Annotated in this window: 18 protein-coding genes; 11 read left to right on the top strand and 7 right to left on the bottom strand. The window is 35.3% G+C overall.

Features of this window, described 5'->3' with window-relative positions:
• The first annotated feature begins 12 nt into the window (after positions 1 to 12).
• Together L0B53_RS15895 and xylB are read left to right on the top strand one after the other, a co-directional pair.
• Complete coding sequence (locus L0B53_RS15895) at positions 13 to 975, top strand: sugar ABC transporter substrate-binding protein (protein ID WP_235060584.1); 963 nt, start codon at positions 13 to 15, stop codon at positions 973 to 975.
• 43 nt (positions 976 to 1018) lie between these two features.
• The gene (gene xylB, locus L0B53_RS15890; RefSeq protein WP_235060583.1) at positions 1019 to 2494 is read left to right on the top strand and encodes a xylulokinase; all 1476 of its coding nucleotides are present in this window, start codon (positions 1019 to 1021) and stop codon (positions 2492 to 2494) included.
• Positions 2495 to 2716: 222 nt separating this feature from the next.
• Here the strand turns inward: xylB and ribB are convergent, their stop codons facing one another.
• The 5 genes from ribB to L0B53_RS15865 form a co-directional block, all read right to left on the bottom strand.
• Positions 2717 to 3817: a 3,4-dihydroxy-2-butanone-4-phosphate synthase gene (gene ribB / locus L0B53_RS15885; protein WP_235060582.1), complete on the bottom strand. Its 1101-nt coding sequence runs from the start codon at positions 3815 to 3817 to the stop codon at positions 2717 to 2719.
• Positions 3818 to 3878: 61 nt separating this feature from the next.
• Complete coding sequence (locus L0B53_RS15880) at positions 3879 to 4637, bottom strand: triose-phosphate isomerase (protein WP_260115555.1); 759 nt, start codon at positions 4635 to 4637, stop codon at positions 3879 to 3881.
• On the bottom strand, positions 4634 to 5266 hold the full coding sequence (gene dhaL / locus L0B53_RS15875; protein WP_235060580.1) for a dihydroxyacetone kinase subunit DhaL: 633 nt from the start codon (positions 5264 to 5266) through the stop codon (positions 4634 to 4636). The genes L0B53_RS15880 and dhaL overlap by 4 nt, the downstream gene beginning before the upstream one ends.
• Positions 5267 to 5443: 177 nt before the next feature.
• A complete protein-coding gene (locus L0B53_RS15870) occupies positions 5444 to 6424 on the bottom strand; it encodes a sugar-binding transcriptional regulator (RefSeq protein WP_235060579.1) in 981 nt (326 codons plus the stop codon).
• A gap of 21 nt (positions 6425 to 6445) precedes the next feature.
• Positions 6446 to 7222 (bottom strand): HAD hydrolase family protein, encoded by a 777-nt coding sequence (locus L0B53_RS15865; protein WP_235060578.1) that lies wholly within the window; start codon positions 7220 to 7222, stop codon positions 6446 to 6448.
• Between the two features lie 419 nt (positions 7223 to 7641).
• On the opposite strand from L0B53_RS15865, the gene L0B53_RS15860 reads away from it, so the two are divergent.
• From L0B53_RS15860 to L0B53_RS15825, 9 genes are all read left to right on the top strand, one after another.
• Complete coding sequence (locus tag L0B53_RS15860; RefSeq protein WP_235060577.1) at positions 7642 to 8097, top strand: RpiB/LacA/LacB family sugar-phosphate isomerase; 456 nt, start codon at positions 7642 to 7644, stop codon at positions 8095 to 8097.
• 17 nt (positions 8098 to 8114) lie between these two features.
• Positions 8115 to 9116 (top strand): dihydroxyacetone kinase subunit DhaK, encoded by a 1002-nt coding sequence (locus L0B53_RS15855; RefSeq protein WP_235060576.1) that lies wholly within the window; start codon positions 8115 to 8117, stop codon positions 9114 to 9116.
• 28 nt (positions 9117 to 9144) lie between these two features.
• Positions 9145 to 9465 carry a hypothetical protein gene (locus L0B53_RS15850; RefSeq protein ID WP_235060575.1) on the top strand — a complete coding sequence of 107 codons (321 nt, stop codon included), beginning with the start codon at positions 9145 to 9147 and terminating at the stop codon, positions 9463 to 9465.
• A complete protein-coding gene (locus L0B53_RS19615; RefSeq protein ID WP_409202842.1) occupies positions 9384 to 9584 on the top strand; it encodes a hypothetical protein in 201 nt (66 codons plus the stop codon). Before L0B53_RS15850 ends, L0B53_RS19615 begins: the two co-directional genes overlap by 82 nt.
• 12 nt (positions 9585 to 9596) lie before the next feature.
• Positions 9597 to 11105: a tripartite tricarboxylate transporter permease gene (locus L0B53_RS15845; RefSeq protein ID WP_235060574.1), complete on the top strand. Its 1509-nt coding sequence runs from the start codon at positions 9597 to 9599 to the stop codon at positions 11103 to 11105.
• A gap of 8 nt (positions 11106 to 11113) precedes the next feature.
• Positions 11114 to 12034 carry a tripartite tricarboxylate transporter substrate binding protein gene (locus L0B53_RS15840; RefSeq protein ID WP_235060573.1) on the top strand — a complete coding sequence of 307 codons (921 nt, stop codon included), beginning with the start codon at positions 11114 to 11116 and terminating at the stop codon, positions 12032 to 12034.
• Positions 12035 to 12102: 68 nt separating this feature from the next.
• Positions 12103 to 13116 carry a 4-hydroxythreonine-4-phosphate dehydrogenase PdxA gene (locus L0B53_RS15835; protein WP_235060572.1) on the top strand — a complete coding sequence of 338 codons (1014 nt, stop codon included), beginning with the start codon at positions 12103 to 12105 and terminating at the stop codon, positions 13114 to 13116.
• A 51-nt stretch (positions 13117 to 13167) separates the two neighbouring features.
• Entirely contained in the window at positions 13168 to 13992 is an 825-nt protein-coding gene (locus L0B53_RS15830) for a sugar phosphate isomerase/epimerase (RefSeq protein WP_235060571.1), read from the top strand.
• A 1463-nt stretch (positions 13993 to 15455) separates the two neighbouring features.
• Positions 15456 to 15986 carry a chorismate mutase gene (locus L0B53_RS15825; protein ID WP_235060570.1) on the top strand — a complete coding sequence of 177 codons (531 nt, stop codon included), beginning with the start codon at positions 15456 to 15458 and terminating at the stop codon, positions 15984 to 15986.
• Between the two features lie 204 nt (positions 15987 to 16190).
• Here the strand turns inward: L0B53_RS15825 and L0B53_RS15820 are convergent, their stop codons facing one another.
• The gene (locus L0B53_RS15820) at positions 16191 to 18608 is read right to left on the bottom strand and encodes a hypothetical protein (protein ID WP_235060569.1); all 2418 of its coding nucleotides are present in this window, start codon (positions 18606 to 18608) and stop codon (positions 16191 to 16193) included.
• A complete protein-coding gene (locus L0B53_RS15815; protein WP_235059131.1) occupies positions 18605 to 20029 on the bottom strand; it encodes an IS4 family transposase in 1425 nt (474 codons plus the stop codon). The genes L0B53_RS15820 and L0B53_RS15815 overlap by 4 nt, the downstream gene beginning before the upstream one ends.
• Positions 20030 to 20056 lie beyond the last annotated feature (27 nt).

Here is a 20056-nt window from a genome sequence, read left to right as displayed (position 1 = left end):
AGGAGCTATTTTATGAAACTAAGAACAAAAGTAATATCGTTAAGCCTACTTGCTATGGCGACCAGTTTTAATGCGTTTTCTCAAGAAACAATTAGCCTAATGATCAGTAACCGGTCAAATGAGTTCTTTGGTGTTTTAGAGCAAAGTGCAGTCGATAAAGCAGAGGAGTTGGGGTATGAAATTCGTGTTTATGACGCAGCAAATAATGCTTCTCGTCAACCAAATCAAGTTGAAGATGCAATTGCCAGTGGAACAGATGCAATCATTATTAACCCTTTAAATTTGGATGCTTCTACTTATGTTTTAAATGAAGCAATAAGCCGAAACATTCCTGTTATTACCGTTGATACAACGGTTGATGGTGTTGACTTATTAAATGAAATTGCCACCGATAATGAAGATGGCGGTAAATTTGCAGCTGAATGGTTAGTTAATAATTCTGAGCTAAACCCTTCAGAGCTTGGCGGTATTATACATATGAAAGGACTCGATGGTCATACCGCACATATCTCTAGGTATAAAGGATTTAATGATTACTTGAAATCTGAAAGTGTATCTAAAAACTGGAATCAATTAGCGAATAATTCAGATAAATATATTGAATTGACTGGTTCATTTTCTCAAGATGAGGCACAAACAGCTTTAGAAGCTAAGTTAAGTGCGTTAGACACAACTAAGAAATATGTTGTTTACAATGAGAATGATGTAATGGCAATTGGTAGTATTGCAGCTATCGAAAATGACACGCGTTTTGACCTTAAGAATTTTACCATTATCGGTTTTGATGGTTCAAGTGAAGGGAAAAGCCTAGTTGATGAAGGGAAAATGGCAGTTACTGTTGTTCAAGATTTCAATTTTATTGGCTCAGAATCTGTACGAGTTGTTGACTCTTTCTTGAAAACAGGTAAAAGCCCATCTGACACACTAACCGCTGTTGAAGTTAAAATGTACCCAGAAGACCAAAGCCCTAGATAATGATAAATAAAGGGCTCTAATGACTAGGGCCCTTGGAGATATTATGTATATTGGAATCGATTGTGGTACACAAGGTAGCAAAGTTGTTATTTGTGATTCAAAAACAAAAAAAATTATAGCTACAGGATATGAGACATATCCATTAAAACAATCAAGTACGGGGAAGAGAGAGCAGAACCCATCAGATTGGATTAATGGAATAAAAAAAGCATATTTCTCTGCATTAGAAACTAGTGGTATTGATCCGAAGGAAATTAAAGCGATAGGTGTTTCTGGTCAGCAACATGGTTTAGTACTTTTAAACAGTGATGATCAAGTGCTCTATCCTGCAAAACTTTGGTGCGATACTGAGACCCAAACTGAATGTGATGACATCATCCAAGCCATTGGTGGGGCGGATAAATATATTCAAGAGGTCGGGTTAGATTTGCAAGTTGGCTATACTGCCTCAAAGTTATTATGGATAAGAAAAAATAAGCCTGATGTTTATGCAAAAATTAATAAGATTATGCTACCTCATGATTATATTAATTATTGGCTAACTGGAATATTTTGTACTGAACCTGGGGATGCATCAGGTACTGGTTATTTCAATATACAAGAAAGAAATTATAGCCAACATATTATTAATATCATTGCACCTGAATTAGATATAGATACACATTTCCCTAAGATTATTTCATCTTTAGCTAGCTTAGGAAAGATTCGAAGTGAGTTAACCAAAGAGTTAGGGCTTAATACCAAAGTGATTGTTTCTGCCGGTGGTGGGGATAATATGATGGGAGCTATCGGAACTGGTAATATAACCGATGGCGTCAGCACTGTCAGTCTAGGCACATCAGGAACTATTTATTGTTTCAGTTCAAAACCGTTTAATGTTCAAGATGAATCTACAGGTATCGCTGCATTTTGTTCCTCTACGGATGGTTGGCTACCATTAATTTGCACTATGAATGCAACATCAGCGACAACGTTAATGCTGGATACTTTAAATGCGGATATAGAACAATTAACCGATGCTATTCAGAACTCACCTATTGGTGCAAATGGTTTGATGGTGATACCATTTTTCAATGGAGAACGTGTACCTAAATTACCTAATGCATCAGCTAGCATTCTTGGTTTAACATCAACAAACTTTACTCAACAAAACTTGTTAAAGGCAACCGTTGAAGGTGTTTCCATGACACTTCGTTACGGAATTGAATTATTGAAAAAGTCCGGTTTAGAATTAAACCAGATACGTTTAATTGGTGGTGGAGCTAAAAATCCTTTATGGAGACAGGTGATTGCTGATATTACAAATATAGAAGTAATTTGTCCTGTTGAGGAAGAGGCTGCGGCTTTAGGAGCCGCGATACAAGCTATGTATGCATATAATCCAGAGATAAACTTAGAAACACTTTGCGATGACTGGGTGACTCTTAATGAATCAACTAAGGTAAAGCCTATTCTTGAACATGTTGAAAAATATAGTATTGTTTATGAAAAATATCAGGAATGTTTTTTTAATGGATAACTATTTTGTAGTGATTACTTAGCTATAAGTGCTAAAAAAATCTTTTCTGTCAGAGATCAGTGTTTTTAATACTGATCTTTCCATTTATTAAGTATGCACCCTATGAACCTACTAGGCGATTTGTCAGTACTTGAAGTTCCAAGTAAGGAGTGCATAAATATCGAGCTTGCTGATAGTTGAATATAAATTATTTAAATTGTCCTTAGCTATTATGGATGTTAATTAGTTATATTCAATATAGTCATTCACTTCTAGTCCAAACCCTGAAAGTGAGTGGTATTTTTTATCTGCAGAAGAGAGTAAGTTCATTTTTGTGACTCCAAGATCAGATAATATTTGAGATCCAATTCCTATCATTCTTGAAGGTAAATGTGGCACATATTTACTATTGGCTTTTGATTCTAAATCTTTAACCTGTTTAATCAATGAGTCTGTTGTATCTATTGGATTAATTAATACGATGACACCATTGTTTTTTGAAATCCAATTAATTGCTTTCTGTAGCGGCCACGATTGAGAGTTATTTTGCTCTATATGCAAGAGATCATTTAATGTGTTTGAAACATGAACTCGAACATTAGTTGGCGATTCAATAACATCCCCTTTGATAAGAGCATGATGTATTTGGCTATCAATCGTATCTAGATAACTAATTAAGTTAAACTCACCAGAAGGGGTTGTGATTTTTGATTCAGAAATTTTCTTTATTGTTTTTTCGGTTTTATTTCTATATTCGATGAGATCTGCAATAGTACCTAGTTTTATACCATGCTTTGCGGCGAAGACTTCTAATTGAGGACGACGAGCCATTGTTCCATCTTCATTTAATATTTCAACAATAACTGAAGATGCTTGGCAATCAGCAATTCGCGCAAGATCACAGCCAGCTTCAGTGTGACCGGCTCGAACTAGTACGCCACCATCTTTTGCAACAAGAGGAAAAATATGGCCAGGCTGTACAATACTGAGTGGGGTCGCATCAACAGCCGTTGCTGCTTGGATAGTCTTAGAGCGGTCATCAGCAGATATTCCTGTTGTTACTCCTTCAGCGGCTTCTATTGATACGGTAAATGCAGTTGACCAAGGCTCTGTGGGATTTTTCACCATAGGACCAAGACCCAGATTTTGACATTTATCTTGGGTAATAGTCAGACAAATTAAACCACGCCCATGAGTCGCCATAAAGTTGACGTGTTCTGCCGAGATATATTCTGCAGCGATCATTATATCACCTTCATTTTCTCGATCTTCATCATCCATTAGGATGACCATTTTACCTTTTTTATAATCCTCAATGACTTCTTCTATGCTACTAATACTCACAATAATCCCTTGCTTTTATTAAAAATAAAGCTATCAATGGATATTGATAGCTTAGTTACTATTAAATTGTTTTTATTATTTCAACAAAGTCGTTGGCGCTCCAAGCGCTCCGGCCAATAAATAAGCCATCAATATTTTTTTGTTGAGTTAACTTTCTTGCATTTTGTAAATTGACACTTCCACCATAAAGAATTTTAATTTTCTCTGATATATTAGAACCAAATTTATTTCTTAATTTGCTCCGAATAGAATGATGAATAAACTCTGCTTCTTCTTCTGTGGCGGGTACACCCTTATCTCCAATGGCCCAAACAGGCTCATAAGCGAAAATAACCTTCGTAATATCTTGAGTTGGGACATCATAAAGAGCAATTATCACTTGTTTAATTACAGCTTCTTGGGATACTTGCCATTCTTTCTCTTGCAAGGTATCACCAACACACACAAGGGGAGTCAAGTTGTTTTTTAAAGCAGAAAGTACTTTTTTGTTAACTTTCTCATCTGTTTCATTGAAGAGGGCTCTGCGTTCTGAATGACCTATCTCTACAATCGATGCTCCACAATCTCGAAGCATTAATGGAGATACCTCACCTGTAAAAGCGCCACTTTCCTCCCAACACATATTTTGACCACCAACTTTAATGGAGTGAGGCACTAAAATATCAGAGACCTGCTTTATATATGGGAACGGTGGAATAACAAAAGGTTGAATTTTATTATCAATATCATTTAATGATTGAACAAGGTGCTCAGCCCAAATATCAGCAGTTTCACCAACTTTATTCATTTTCCAACTTGTGCCAATCCATATTTTGTTCATGCCGGGATACTCTCAGTAGCAAATTCGGCCATAAATTCAAGAATAAGTGCCATAGAAACCGCGCCTGGATCTGGGTGACCTAATGAGCGTTCACCTAATGTTTTTGCTTTCCCTGTTGTCGCAATCATCTGTTTGGTAGATTCTGCACCATTCATAGCTATAGTGGCTAACTCTTGGATGTTGTCTTCAAAATTTCCAGTTAATTGTTTTGATTTATTCATTGCAACAACCAGTGCATCAATCATTGTTTTATCGCCAGGTTTTGCACCACCACGTTGGTATATAGCTTCAAGACCTGCGTCTAAAAAAAGTGAAAATGTTGGAATATCTAATTCATTTTTTCCTTTAATTGCCTTACCTCCAGCACGAAATAAAGTACCAAAGATAGCGCCAGAAGCACCACCCATTGTTGCCATCATCGTCGAGCCGATTTTTATCATTAATTTGCTGACATTTTCTGGCTGATAATCACTAGAAAGTAATTCTGAAACAGCGGAGAAACCACGTTCCATTCCAATCCCATGATCGCCATCACCGATCGCTTGATCCAGTTTAGTCAGGTGAGGTTCACTACTAACCATTTTGTTGGCAACAAGTAACATCATTTTTTTCGTAGTAAGTGTATCCATCTCTTTATATCCTTTTTCAATTGACTCGAATGAAACGTGAAGAAATCGAACAAATGTTCTCTTGCTTTACATATGATAATGTCTATTTTTTCGCTATTTTAAAACTGATTATTTACAATGGTGAGACATTTGTCACATTAAAATTTAAGCTATTTATATCGCTTTATTAATTAATAATTAATAGGTTTTTTGTTTATCAATACTTAATATTGATAGTGCATTTGACATACTTGTTGCAAGCACATCAATAACCCCTGTTCTTAATGCTCCTAATAAAGCTAATGATTTATTATTTTCAGATGCAATAGCTATGACTTCTGGGATTTGGTGATAATCATCAATACTTAAACCAATAATTCGATCATTTATTGGTGTAATGACAGCATTTCCATTAATGTCAAAAAAATCATAACCAGCAATATCTCCAACTACGCCATGATTAATTCGAGCATTAACGACCTCTTGCTTTGAAAACCAACCTAGATCAACCATAAAGCTCTGTTCATCCATATTACCGACACCAATTAATGCAATGTCAGAAGCCCTAGCTCGACAAATAGTGGCATTAACGGTATCTATATCCATGATTTTATCTTTTAATTCTTTTGTTTTAACATAAGCAGGAGCATACATAGATTCACTTGTTCCACCATACTTTTTAGAAAGCTGTCGGCAGATATGATCTGAATTAGATTGCTCACCTTTTTCGTGTATACCTCCTATGCTACAGATAAAGTGACAATTTTTATCTGTGTTATAACCTACAGAGTTTGCTATTGCAGCTATATTTCGTCCTTGACCAACTGCAATCGTTAAGTCATCTTCGATTCGTTCACTTAGATAGCTTGCGATTAATGTCGCTACCTCATTTCTTTGCGTTACTTCATCTTGATGGTCAACTGATATTAAGGCTCGACTAATATTAAATCGTTCTTTTAAACGTTGTTCAATATCACCACTATAAACAGGATGGTGTTGAACAGTTATATTAACGATACCTATATCTCTTGCTTTTTTTAATAATCTACCGACTCGAATACGAGATATATTAAACTTTTTTGCAATTTCTTCTTGAGTTATTTTCTTATAATAATAGTCAATAGATAGCTCTGTTAGCATTTCTTGCTCATCGATTGAATTTGAATTTTTTTTGTTCATTTTGTTTTTAATAACCTGACTTTACTGAGTTAAGGTGGAGTCCTGCTCTTGTAAATATGAGCGTATGTATTGCGCAATACCATTTCTTGGGTGCGTTTTTATTATATGATTAGCTTGTTTTTTTATCTGGCTAGGGCTGTCAATAAAGGTAACTATATTATCTGCAAATTCTAATAAAACTTCATCTGACTGATCTGCAGCTAATACAGTGATTAAATGGTTGTTGGGATGTTGTAAGCATAAATTTTTTACAGACTCTAATTTATTTGTATATTTAGGCATTAACTCAACGGTATCACCTCTTTCAATAACTTCAAAGTAAGTCCTTAATTTCTTTGTTACTTCAGGATCTGGTTGAGGTAAGGAAACCTCAATTTTATAAATGTTATCTTTATTTATTTTATCTATATCTTTTAAGTTTTTATCAATAAAGCGGATTAATCGATTTTTAGTGTTTGGGGTGAAGGTGTAGTAACGTTCAAGAGTATATAATTTAATTGATGTGAAGTTAAATTGCTCTACGACTTGCTTTAATTCGTAGCTAGATAAGCTTTGACTGTTCTTTGTTTCACGAGTATTAAAGTCGTATTGATAAGCGCCATTTAAGCATATAACTGGTGCCGAAATGTTTAAATCGATAATATGTTGCTCAATTTGATAATGAGATCTACTTGTAGTTATAACTATTATATGCCCATCATCTTGAGCGAGTTGAATAGCTTCCATATTTATATTACTAATAACTTCATTTTCAAGTAATGAATATTCAAGGTTTAAGACTAATATAGATTTATTCATAATTCCCTCTCAAATAAATAATTTAAACTCAAATCTTCTTCTACTTCGTTAAGGTTATACCTTTTCGTTCTTTTGTTCAATGGGTGATCCTGTGTTCATCTGTGTATTTTTTTCCGATAGCATTGAGCCAATACCTTCATGTTGTTTTTCACTTGACTGATTTACCTTATAAATTAAGTAAGTGCCTTTTAATTGATTGTTTTTAATGTTTATTTTTATATTTACGGTGATTGCGTTACATTTTCTCAACGTTTTTGTGACTGGGTTGGCATATTGTTTCGTTAGTGTAAATAAAATGTGAGTAAGCTCTCAATTAAGAAATAGGTCTATTTTAATTCAAAATCAGAAGCTGCATTATCATTTGCATGGCAATTGTTCAAATGTTCACTATTTGTGTTAGGTATTATTAAGGAGATATTATGATTGCAATTGGATGTGATGATGCAGCAGTAGATTTAAAAGAGTGTTTAAAGAAACACTTAACTATGAAAGGTATCTCTTATATCGACTATAACGATGCAGGTATTCAAGATGAACTTTATCCTGATACGGCAAGAAGGGTTGCTGAATCAGTCAGTCAAGGAAAGCATAAAAGAGGAATAATTCTGTGCGGTACCGGGATTGGTGTCTCTATCGTTGCGAATAAGGTTCCAGGTATACGTGCTGCTTTATGCCATGACACATTTTCAGCAGAAAGAGCCAGAAAGAGTAATGATGCACAAATTATTACAATGGGTGCAAGAGTTATCGGGCAAGAGTTGGCTAAAACGATTCTGGATACTTGGCTAAATTCTAATTTTGTCGATGGCCCATCTACACCCAAAGTCAATCGTATAAAAGAAATAGAAAAAGAATACTTAACTGAAACATTATAGCGACAGGGATATATAAAATGAGAAAGCCAAAAAAACTAATTAATAATCCATTAAATGTTGCTAAAGAACAGTTCACCGGTCTATTAGCCGCAATGAATGGCAAACTTGAACAACTACCGAATATGACAGCAACAATGCGTACAGACTACCCAAAAGATAAAGTCGCTATTATTACAGGAGGTGGATCTGGTCATGAGCCTTTATTTGCTGGATATGTAGGACCAGGCCTTGCTGATGCAGCAGTACTCGGTGATATATTTGCAGCACCGCCACCGAATACGATTTTAGATACAACTATGGCTGTGGATAATGGTAAAGGTATTATCTATATTTACGGTAATTATGCTGGTGACAATATGAATTTTGATATTGCTGCTGAACTTGCTGATGATGAAGATATTCAAACTCATACGGTTAGAGTTTGGGATGATATTGCCTCTGCACCACTAGAAAAAATAGAGGAGCGTCGAGGTACTGCTGGTGACTTGTATGTTTTAAAAATTGCAGGTGCTGCGTCTGATCACTATAGCGATTTCGATAAAATAGTTTCTGTAACGGAGAAGGCAAGGGATAATACGCGTTCCATTGGTGTTGCCTTATCGGCGGGGTCGGTTCCACAAACGAATACTTTTAACTTTGAGCTTCCTGATGATGAAATAGAAATTGGAATGGGGCTTCATGGTGAACCTGGTGTTTCTCGAGAGAAGATGTCAACTGCTGATGAGACTGTTGATATTCTAATTAACAACTTATGTGAAGATTTACCTTATCGTTCTGGAGATAAGGTTGCACTACTTATTAATAATTTAGGCTCATCAACTTATATGGAAATGTTTATTGCGAATAAACGAGTACATGAATTGTTAAATGAAAAAGGGATTGTAATTCATGACACATTAGTCGGCAGCTATTGTACATCACAAGAGATGTCAGGATATTCAATTACATTATTGAAATTGGATGAAGAATTGCAAGTTCTTTATGATCACCCTTGCTCTTCATTTGCATTAAATAAATAGAGCTGAATATTTAAATAAGAGGGACCTTATGAATTATATATTAAACACAAAAAAAACCATTCCAATCATCTTGATGCTTATTGGTAGCGTTTGGGCTTATTATGGGATTTTTGAGGTAACATTTTGGCGTGGAAATAGTCCTGGTAGTGGTTTCTTTCCCTCGATTATTGGCTTTTTACTCATTGGATTAAGTACTCTCTCGTTTAAAAATGATTTTAAAGTAAAAAATCCAGATTACAGTTTTGAAAGTTTTTATCCAATCATTGGATCTATATTTTCCTTATTGCTTTCTTTTTTTCTGGATTTTTTATTGCTTTATTTGTCTTTATTAGTGGTTGGTTTATTCTAATTGAGAAATTTAATGTTAAAAAAGCCACATTAATTTCAGCTATCACTGTTGTTATTTTATTTCTTATCTTTGAAATGTGGTTATCTGTTCCATTCCCACGCGGTATGTTTTTAGAGTAGGAGTTTGAATGTATGGATACTTTAAGTTTATTAATGAGTGGGATGCAAACAGCATTAACTTATCAAAATATTTTAGCTGCTATTGCCGGTGCATTTTTAGGATTAATGGTTGGTGCTATGCCAGGTATTGGTTCTTTGGCCGGTGTAGCTCTATTACTACCTATTACTTTTCAGTTTGAGCCTGTTACTGGAATTATTATGTTATCTGCGGTGTATTATTCAAATATGTATGGTGGATCTTATAGTGCTATTTTGTTGAATATTCCAGGCGATAGCCCAGCTGTAATGACAGCCCTTGATGGTAATAAAATGGCAAAAAATGGTAAAGCCGGCAAGGCTCTGTTTACAGCTAATATATCATCATTCATCGGCGGAACTGTTGGGATTATATTTTTAACCTTGCTTGGGCCAGCCATGGCTCGATTTGGTTTGAAATTTGGACCTGTAGAAATGGCGGCTTTGCTAATGGTGGCAATGACGTCATTAAGCTGGTTAATGGGAGACAGTCCAACTAAAGGTGTTATTACTACTTTATTAGGTATATTAATTGCGACAATTGGTTTTGATATTATTGTTGGTACACCAAGATATCACTTTGATTCTTTGTATTTATTAGGTGGGGTTCCATTTATACCGTTGGTTATTGGTATGTTCGGTTTTTCTCAGGTAATGGATATGATGGAGATAAGAAAGAATAAACATCACATTGAAACTAAGCTTTCTATTAAAGATAGTTTATTAACAATGAAAGAAATAAAACGTATTATTCCTGTAAGTATTCGTTCTAGTTTACTTGGAACATCTGTTGGTGTTCTACCAGGGGCTGGAGCGACAACAGGCTCATTTCTTGGCTATATGATAGAAAAGAAGGTGGGTAAAAATAGTGAACAAATGGGCGAAGGCGCTATGGAAGGTGTCTCTGCTGCAGAAGCTGCAAATAATTCTGCTGCTGCATCTGCGTTTGCACCATTACTTTCATTAGGTATTCCAGGCTCAGGTACAGGTGCTGTATTACTCGGTGGTTTATTAATGTATGGACTGAACCCGGGTCCATTGTTATTTACCAATGAGCCAGATTTCACTTGGGGAGTAATTGCTTCATTATATCTAGCAAATATCATTACGCTATTAGTTGCACTTTCAATTATTCCTTTTTTGGTGAAAATATTAAAAGTGCCAGTTGAAATAATGATTCCAATCATCACTGTTATTTGTATTGTTGGCGCATATTGCTCAAGTAATTCCTATTTTGGAATCATTGTAATGTTAGTTTCTGGTGTTATTGGGTTTTTCCTTAAAAAGAATGACTATCCTATTGCACCATTACTTCTTGCATTTGTATTAGCTCCAACGTTAGAAGTTAATATTCGTAGAGCGTTATTGATTTCAGAAGGTGATCCTTTAATATTTTTCCAAAAACCAATTTCATTAGTATTAATGACATTTTTATTCTTAATTATTTTATATCCAATTATCAAAAAATTATTTTTTAATAATCATCAAAAACAACAAGTCCTATAGAGGTTAAAATGAAAAAATTAAATAAATTGGCAATTTTACTTGTCGCATGTGCTTCTCCAGTATTTGCAAATGATTGGGAACCTTCAAAAAACATTGAATGGGTAAATACTTCAAGTGCGGGCGGCGGTACATCTATTTTCACTCAATCAGCTTTAGAAATTATCAAGAACAAAGGGTTGGTTGATGAAAATATCATCGTCAACTATAAAACTGACGGTGGAGGAGCGATTGGGCGCAGAGATGTCGCAATGAAGCGCAGTAAAGGTCATGTACTTTTAACATTTAATTATGGTGATTTGAAACCTTATATTGAAGTTGAAGGAGGGCAAATTGAGAACTTTACTCCTCTAGCCGTTTTAGCTTCTGATAGCCAAGTTATTTTAACGCGTTCAGATTCAGGTTATAAAAACATAGATCAACTGCTTTCGGCAATGAAAACTGATGAAAGAATCATGGTTGGTGGTTCTAAGTCTGATGATGAAGCGATTTATACAGATTTAAAAAATAAAGTTGGTGGTAACGTAGAGTATATTCGTTCGAATTCTACGGCAGAAGCACTGACGTTACTGCTTGGTGGCCATGTTGATATCGCAATTGCTAAACCTGCCGCATCTTTAGACTTGGTAACAAGTGGGGAGCTAGTACCTTTAGTTTCTACAGGTGAAGTGCGATTTACTGAACCATTTGATACCCCAACACTAAAAGAAAAAGGATATGATATTTCTTATAATATTTGGCGTGGTGTAGTAGGTCCAAAGAATATGCCAAAAGAAGCTGCTGAATATTGGTCTGAAGTTTTAGTTCAAGTGGCAAATAGTCCTGAATGGAAAGAAAATTATATCAGTAAATTCATGTTACAGCCTGTAAATATGGATATGCAACAAGCTTATACTTTCATGTATGAGCAAGCTGATGAGATGAAAAAGTAATTTTATATCGTCCAAGGGAGCTAACTAAGTACTCCCTTTTTCAAAATGAAAGGGTATAAGAAGGGATTATGATAAAACCAACTATTGCATTTATTCTAGGTGATCCATCTGGAATTGGGCCTGAAGTTTCAGCCAAAATTTTAAGTAAACCGGAAGTAAGAAAAAAAGCAAATATTCTCATTATTGCTGATGAAAATGAATTAAGAAGAGGGATGGATATTGCTTCTTCAAGTTTTGAGTATAACGTTATTACTGATCAAAATGAGATTGATGGGTTAAGTTTTGTTGATAATAAACCGGTATTACTTAAGTTTAAGTCATCAAATTTAACACCGATTGAATATGCTGCTGTAACTGAACAAGGTGGCGCATACGCATTAGAAACCTTGCGAATTGCAGTTGACCTAACCCTTGCTAAGAAAACTCATGGAATTTGTTTTGCACCACTAAATAAGCAAGCGATGCACCTTGCCGGACTTCAGCATAGAGATGAGCTTTCTTGGTTTTCTGAATTGACAGATTTTAATGGTTTTGGCTGTGAAATTAATGTAGTGGATGATATTTGGGCTGGACGTGTCACATCCCATATCCCGTTTAAGAATATCATTGAAAATTTAACTATTGATTCAGTTTTTGAGACGATTGAATTGATGCATAAGACATTACGATCAGCAGGTAAAGAAACACCAAAAATTGCAGTTCAAGCGTTGAATCCTCATGGTGGTGAAAATGGATTGTTTGGTGATGAAGAGCAAGTCATCATTGCTCCTGCGATTGAAAAAGCAAAAGCGGCAGGAATTGCAGCTTATGGACCATTTCCTGCTGATACAACAATGTGGGCTGTACAGAAGCAAAAACTAGATTCGGTTGTTTCCATGTACCATGATCAAGGTGCGACTGCATTAAAAATGATGGGGTTTGATCGAGGTGTTACTGTTCAAGGTGGAATTCCAATCCCAATTGCTACTGCTAATCATGGTTCTGCATTTGACATTTATGGTCAAAATATAGCTTCAGATTTGGCTTTAGAGAATGCATTTAATTTGACAGTAAATATGGCTAAATCTTATATGATTAAATAATGAATGAACAGCATTGATTAATCAATGCTGTTTTATCCTCTGGAGAAAGTCATGGAAAAGCTAGCAATAAATACAGCCATTTTTGATGGGTACCCAATGGAAGTAGGGTTGTCTATTATAGCAGAGCTAGGTGTTAAGAATGTTGAGTTTGCATTTAACCAAGGTTACGTTTCAAACAGGCTAAATAGTTATTTCACACAACAAAATGCAGATAAATTACGTAAAATGGCATCAGAATTCGATTTAAATATCAGTGCATTGGGCTGTACGATGAATTTAGGCAGTGATGATGCCATTGAACAATTTAAACGACGTATTGATTTTGCTGCTTATTTGAATATCCCCTACTTAAATACATGCACTGGACGTTTAACTGATAAAGTACGTATTATTGATAACCTTAAAATATTAGGTGCTTATGCTAAAAGTCAGGGACGTCTTATCTGTTTAGAAAATGGTGGTGATGAAAATTATAATTTATTTACAACACTCGATGATGGATTAGAATTGTTGGCATTAATTAATAATTCTGCAGTTGCACTTAACTTTGATCCTGGTAACGTTGTGTCAATGTCAACAGAGCTTGATCCAACAAGTTTAGGTATTGAGAGTTTACCTTATTGTCGCCATTTTCATATCAAAGATACGCTTTTTAGAGATCAAGAAGTTTATTTTGTATCTGTAGGTAATGGAGAAATTACCTATAGAGATCTAATACGCAAAATTAAAGAGAAAAATTTGCCATATAGTTTAGAAATACCTTTAAGAATGCATAGAGGTACAGATGCTCTGCCTATTATAGAAAAAAAACCAATTAATATTGATGTGATTAAATCTACTTTGAAAAAGAGTGTGGAGTATATTAATACTATTTAATAGAAAAGACTGACGAGTGTAGTTACTTTGTAGTGGTAAGTTAATTTAGTCAATGAGTTTGAGGTGTTATAATTGTCTCAAACTCATTGACTATGGTGACTAAAATGACAAATAAAAACACCCTTGAATTTAAACTTTAGAGTGCCAAATTAGTTGTTGAGCAAAGGGGGGAGAGTGTAGCTGAAGAAGCCCAAATTATGAGGGTAAGCAATTCTGCATTTGATAAATTGGTTCGACAGTTTCAACGTGAACGTAAAGGAGTCAGGCTTAAATCTCAATCTTCAATGCCTAAATAAGTAAAAATTAAAGAGCTTGAAAAGCGATTGGAGTTAGAGATAAAATCAAGCGATCTGCTTCAGACAAACTTTCTAGACGATTAAAGTCAATTCTCTGTCTTGTTCAGAGCTATTTCATCACACTATTATATGAAGTACTTTCTGTAAACAGAAGCCTTTATCATTATTAGAAAAAAAGATAAAAAGTTAAACATTGAGTAAATTACACGTCTTGATAATGTTCGTGAAATATATAACTAAGCAAAGAGCCTGATGGTGCTTGAGCGGTTTCAACGATATTGTTAAATAGAATCGTTGGACAGAGTCGTTACAACGTCAGTAAGATCATGAATAAATTAAACTGAATAAGTTGCCACCGATCAAAATATAAGTACGCTCGAAACAATCGAGAACATATTTCAATCCAATATTTACTTGATAGATAGTTTAACGTCGTTAGACCAAACAACATTTGGTATGGTGATATAACGTCTGTCTGGACGGGTGAACACTGAGTTTGTTTTTCGGTAATTATCGTTTTTTTGAAAGAAAACCTATTGGTTGAGCATTGAGCTACTTTTCTGGTAGGAACTTAGTTTATAGGCATTAAATATGGCTTATCAAAGCCGAGGTGAGTCTAGAGGTGTTCTTTTTCATTTGGATCAAGGTCGTCAATATACTAGCAATTATGCTGGAGATTTAAAATGAAACAAAGTTTATTGAGGAAAGAAAACTCTTAGTATAATAATCCAATGTCGAGGTTTTTTCGACGTTATAAAAGTGAATGGATGCCTGAACTTGGTTATGCATCATTTTTTAAAGCAAAAGTGGATATCGATGAACAGATTATTAGATATTACCGCAACGTTAGACCAGATCGATAGAATGACGATTTAATACCCAATGAATCAGAACGTAACTGCTAATTTTAACATATAAATCAATATATTAACCTGACCATGCTATCGCCTGCTAATCTCAATAATATAGTACATTAATATTTGTTGGGCACTATTTATCGATTAGTCGCCCATACTATTCCAGTTGCACATTTAATATTCTCCAATCTTATTGGTGTAAATATAATGTGCCAATTGTTAGGGTTATGCTGCGCAAGTTGTTTACATTGGTTTGAATATCATTATTCTATTGATTCTATTTTTTTATTCATGGAGTGAGTACAATATTATGAGAAAACTAGTATTACTATTAATAACGTTAGTTTCTTTTTCATCAATGGCACAAGATGCTGAACCTTTGGATTTATTTAAAACTATTAACGAACGATTAAGTTATATGGAAGATGTCGGGGCTTATAAAACCCAACATAATATTGCGATAGAGGATCGTGCGCGAGAAAGTGTTGTTATAGAGAAGGCCAGTGAGTCTGCACAACATAGCGGCTTAAATAAGGATAGTGTAAAAGACTTTTTTGCCGCACAGATTTCAGCAGCGAAAGCGATTCAATATCGTTATAGAGCCGATTTACTGAGCCAACCATTAAAGCACACACCAAGAGACTTAAAAACAGAAGTACGTCCAGCACTATTAATGTTAGGAAATAAGATTAATCAAGAAACAGCCGGCTATCTTCAATCTGGGCATAAAATTGATGAGCAAGATTGGACTCAATTTGAAGAGACGATTAACGTAAAGTATTTAAAAGAATCGGATAAATTAGCATTATTTAATGCATTAAAGAATATTACATTGAAATAATGACAACGATAACTTAGCAAATATTAACTTTAGTTGCCCTTACTAAGTAATTAAAATTAACTAAAAACCGCTATAGAGATACAGAGCCGAACATCACTACGGTGTAAGTTAGTGTGTTCGGCTTGTTTAAGTACGCATGCTGATATTACAATTTAGTCCTATAGTTCCAGATGAACAGGACTAATTATTTATTGGCTATTCTATTCAAACGCAAGAACGCTTACTATATTTAGTTCTAACTCTGAATAGTACATGGCTAAATAATAAAACTAAGAATAGTATGTTCACACTACCACCAGATTTATTACTATTGTCTGAGTTAGATGTGATTTCGTAATTGGCAGCAATCTCAGATTCAACAAAGGTAGTACCATCATACTCAAGAACGAGTGTTCTTAAATCTGTTGTTCCAGAGTAGTTATCAACAGCATTAACCAGTAAATCAACATTATCACTCAAGGTTTCGCAGTGATTCTGACTGAGTTCTTCCTCAAATAGAAATCGCAAGGATCGTCCAATCACAGCTGCTTTGAACTGATCACTAGTACTAATATCTGTATTAGCTTCAGAGACATAATCACCATTAATTGTTTCAATAGGTAAATCAAGTTGATCGGCGAGTTCTGAGAAGGTTAGATCACATAAATAAGCGAGTGTGGTAAAGGGTGTGACTTCAGATAAACCAGATTGCGCATAAAGCTCTAAGTTATAATCAATAACCGTGTCGGGATAGTCAGAATCAATTGTTTGACCATCTACAGTTTTAACCAGAACACCATATGCACTATCGTCAGATAACAGTTCAAAGCCGCCGTCTTCATTAGTTATAGTAAAATACTCATCTGAATCAGCTACCCCATCATTGTTTCTATCGACATACACAGCAGCATATTGCAGGTAGCCATCAATAGCTTGATAGCTAACGAGCTCAGCTTCATCTTGTTCTGAGTTTAATGAGGCTATTTGGTTTAATAACTCTGGAACAGTTAGTGAAGCACCTTCATTTGAAATGATTTCTTGGATTATGCCATTAACATTACTTTCATTAATATTATAAAATCCAAGAAGATGTAAGGATTCAATCAGCTCATTTGAGATATTTCCCGTAGAAATAGCATCATTAATATCTTTAAAACTATTTACTAATTGTTTGATCTGGTCTCTATTAATAAATTTGACATTAAAGGTATCCATAAATTGATTGGTATCTTCAATGTCTCCTTGTTCTAAATTATCGATGCCTAAATAACGATAATCATTGATTGTTGGAGTGGAGCCACTACCATCTCCAAAGTTTATTAATGAGTTTGTAACGCCAGTGATATCTGCATTAAAGTCTTGTAAAAATAGATTTAAGCTAATAAAACTGTCAATTGTTGAGTTAGATACTTCAAATTGGTCATAAAGATATTGAATATTTACGTCATTGATAAAATTAAAACCTAAACTATTCAGGTTATTTACTGTTGAACCGGAAATTATTAATTGGTTTAATTCATTTTTTACGGTGTTGAATATAAATATTTTATTTGTGAAATCAACGGGATCATCTGCAAGATTGACATTGAAAACATCAACCTGAGCTTGTGTTAGTTCACTATAACCTAAATATTGATAATCTGTTATTGTTGGTGCTATTTCACTGACATCATTGGCGTAGTCTTGGAATATTTGGGTCACTACCGATCTTTCAAAGGTTTTTATATCGTCAAAAAGCGTCTGAAAGTTCCCTCCTGATGCATCATTACTATAATCATTGGTATGCAATAAAGAAATTAGCTCAGTCACGTTATCATTATCTATATAAGTAAAGCCAAAAGAAGATATATCGTTTACTGATGTATTATTAACCGTGTTGGTATTAATGGCATTGATAAGTTGGTTATGAGCAGTGACGGTTGACTTTATTTGAGCAAATGTCGTTAGAGTTATTAAATTTGAAGTAAATAATGAGTTATTGAAATCAATGTCACCTTGTGACAGATCAGGAAACCCTAAGTAGGTATACTCTGCCGATGAAGGCGATGGTTGCGTATCATCAAGAGAATAGGCATTGATTTTAAGAGTAATTAAATTCTCTTCTTTGGCTATAATGGTTGTATATAATCCATCAATATTTTCTGGTGTGATATTATTGCTTAGGACATCAGCAAATATAGTTGCAATATTATCACTAGAAACGTAACTAAAGCCCATTAGGTTTAAGTGACTGACTAAATTACTACTTACTAAACCCGCATTTATATCAATAGCGACTTGATTATATGCATCAATAATAGATTTTAAATCTGAGATTGTTGACAGAGAGGTGCTGTAATTTGATAGTACTTGATTGTACATATTCGCTTCATCTTCAGTCAAAATAGTATAATTTAAGTATTGATAGTCATCATAGGTAGGTGCTGTTTCTTGTGCATTATTTGCGTAAGTTAAAATCCGCTCTTCACTTAAAGCGGTATTCACTTTATAACTTAATTGATATATTCCAGTCGATGAATTAAAACCTGCAGATCTAATTCGGTCATTAATTGTTGATAAATTCGTGCTAGTTACGCCGATTACACCAATATAGCCATAGTCAGAAACACTCGGTTCTGTAGCTGTCTCTTGATCAGATCTCATAGCGATCCTTCCGCTTCAAAGATCGCCTTGGCCACTCGGTAGCCTTGAACTTGCGATTGCAGCTTATCCCAACCCTCCCAAATCGTTGTCCAACTTGCCATTCCTGTCCTTTTAGTATCTGTGAAACCACCAAGTTTTGCTATGGATTGATACGCCCACTTCAAGCTCGGGGCATTTTTTCCTTTGTGTCCTCTGGGCTTGTAGTGTTGCATTAAAATGCGCCACTCATCTTTTTCTAATACATGGTGGCAACTCTGCTTCTCTAGTTCTTCAGCCTCTTCTCTCTTCCCTTTTTTTCGCAGGTACAAAGATAGAGTCATAATTTCTCGAAGTTGGAGCAACCGAATGCCCACAAACGCTAGGATTGAGGCTGCTCGCTCTAAATTATCGGGGGAGGTCATGCGTAATCTTTCTACACCAGCACCTGTTTTCCAGGCTTTATGAAAGTCCTCAATACGCCATCGAGTTGTATAAATATCAATAATATGGAGCTGTTGCTCTAGCGTATCTATCGGCTCACTCGTCAAAAGTAACCAAGAGAGCTTCTCGTTTTCTTGTGTCGTTCCTGACTCTTGTGCATATACCGCATTAAGAATGTGCTCTTGCCCATTAAACTTAACGGTGACAGAGCTAGCTTTTAGCGTTAAATTTGCTGTGCGAGATACTCTGTTTTTCGTCTTACCGCGAGCATCTTTCATCCCTTTTTGAGGTATAGCCACGGTATATCCGCCAGTCATTGGTTGACTGTCCATATGCGCAAATAGCTTGCTCTCATCAATGAGTTTTCTTGAGTGCTTAGCTCTAACCACAAAACGTTCGGCATGTGATTGTTTATCAGCGAGATAGCTCATTATGTCTGCTTCTCTGTCACAGACGGATATAACACGTGACATATGAGTTTTAAGCCTCTGCCGAGTAAAATGAGAAGCGTCTGCCCATTTACCACTTTCTTTTTCGTCAGCATCATTTGGGTCATTTGGTCGGCACCACCAGTCTTGATGTATTAACCCCAAGGTCTTTGAAGTCGAACTATCAAGCAACATCACAGAATGAACCCACCAACCACGAGAGGTATCTGTTTCCTTACCGAGCTTGCCCAATTGAGGAGCAACACTGTGTCGATAGCTTAATGATGTTGTGTCTTCTAGAGCCAGTATTTCTGGGACATCGGCGGCCAATTGAGCGGTACAATTAAACCCATTGGCTCTAATGACGGACGCGCTGACATTTTCATTCCGGATCAAGCGATAAGCTCCTTCTAATTTAGATTCATCTCCCTCGCACGTCCGTGCGAGAGACTTGCCAGCCGCAGACGCTAACTGAGAAGCGACTTGTTTAAGTCTATCAGTTCTGCGTTTATCACCTAGCTCTGTATTTGCAAAATGATTAGCCGCCCATTGTTCAGTGTTAAAAAGTGACATATTAAGACCATAAAAAAGTGAGTTCTA

Origin of the sequence: Vibrio sp. SS-MA-C1-2 (assembly GCF_021513135.1) — a bacterium.
In the GTDB taxonomy this organism is placed as follows: Bacteria; Pseudomonadota; Gammaproteobacteria; order Enterobacterales; family Vibrionaceae.
Note: the sequence above shows the minus strand (reverse complement) of the source record. Positions and strands in the feature narration are given on the sequence as shown.

Excerpts from the sequence above, each read along its gene's own strand:
- L0B53_RS15895 (WP_235060584.1), top strand. The coding sequence starts at position 13 with ATGAAACTAAGAACAAAAGTAATATCGTTAAGCCTACTTGCTATGGCG.
- xylB (WP_235060583.1), top strand. The coding sequence starts at position 1,019 with ATGTATATTGGAATCGATTGTGGTACACAAGGTAGCAAAGTTGTTATT.
- L0B53_RS15880 (WP_260115555.1), bottom strand. The coding sequence starts at position 4,637 with ATGAACAAAATATGGATTGGCACAAGTTGGAAAATGAATAAAGTTGGT.
- dhaL (WP_235060580.1), bottom strand. The coding sequence starts at position 5,266 with ATGGATACACTTACTACGAAAAAAATGATGTTACTTGTTGCCAACAAA.
- L0B53_RS15870 (WP_235060579.1), bottom strand. The coding sequence starts at position 6,424 with ATGAACAAAAAAAATTCAAATTCAATCGATGAGCAAGAAATGCTAACA.
- L0B53_RS15865 (WP_235060578.1), bottom strand. The coding sequence starts at position 7,222 with ATGAATAAATCTATATTAGTCTTAAACCTTGAATATTCATTACTTGAA.
- L0B53_RS15860 (WP_235060577.1), top strand. The coding sequence starts at position 7,642 with ATGATTGCAATTGGATGTGATGATGCAGCAGTAGATTTAAAAGAGTGT.
- L0B53_RS15855 (WP_235060576.1), top strand. The coding sequence starts at position 8,115 with ATGAGAAAGCCAAAAAAACTAATTAATAATCCATTAAATGTTGCTAAA.
- L0B53_RS15850 (WP_235060575.1), top strand. The coding sequence starts at position 9,145 with ATGAATTATATATTAAACACAAAAAAAACCATTCCAATCATCTTGATG.
- L0B53_RS15845 (WP_235060574.1), top strand. The coding sequence starts at position 9,597 with ATGGATACTTTAAGTTTATTAATGAGTGGGATGCAAACAGCATTAACT.
- L0B53_RS15840 (WP_235060573.1), top strand. The coding sequence starts at position 11,114 with ATGAAAAAATTAAATAAATTGGCAATTTTACTTGTCGCATGTGCTTCT.
- L0B53_RS15835 (WP_235060572.1), top strand. The coding sequence starts at position 12,103 with ATGATAAAACCAACTATTGCATTTATTCTAGGTGATCCATCTGGAATT.
- L0B53_RS15830 (WP_235060571.1), top strand. The coding sequence starts at position 13,168 with ATGGAAAAGCTAGCAATAAATACAGCCATTTTTGATGGGTACCCAATG.
- L0B53_RS15825 (WP_235060570.1), top strand. The coding sequence starts at position 15,456 with ATGAGAAAACTAGTATTACTATTAATAACGTTAGTTTCTTTTTCATCA.
- L0B53_RS15820 (WP_235060569.1), bottom strand. The coding sequence starts at position 18,608 with ATGAGATCTGATCAAGAGACAGCTACAGAACCGAGTGTTTCTGACTAT.
- L0B53_RS15815 (WP_235059131.1), bottom strand. The coding sequence starts at position 20,029 with ATGTCACTTTTTAACACTGAACAATGGGCGGCTAATCATTTTGCAAAT.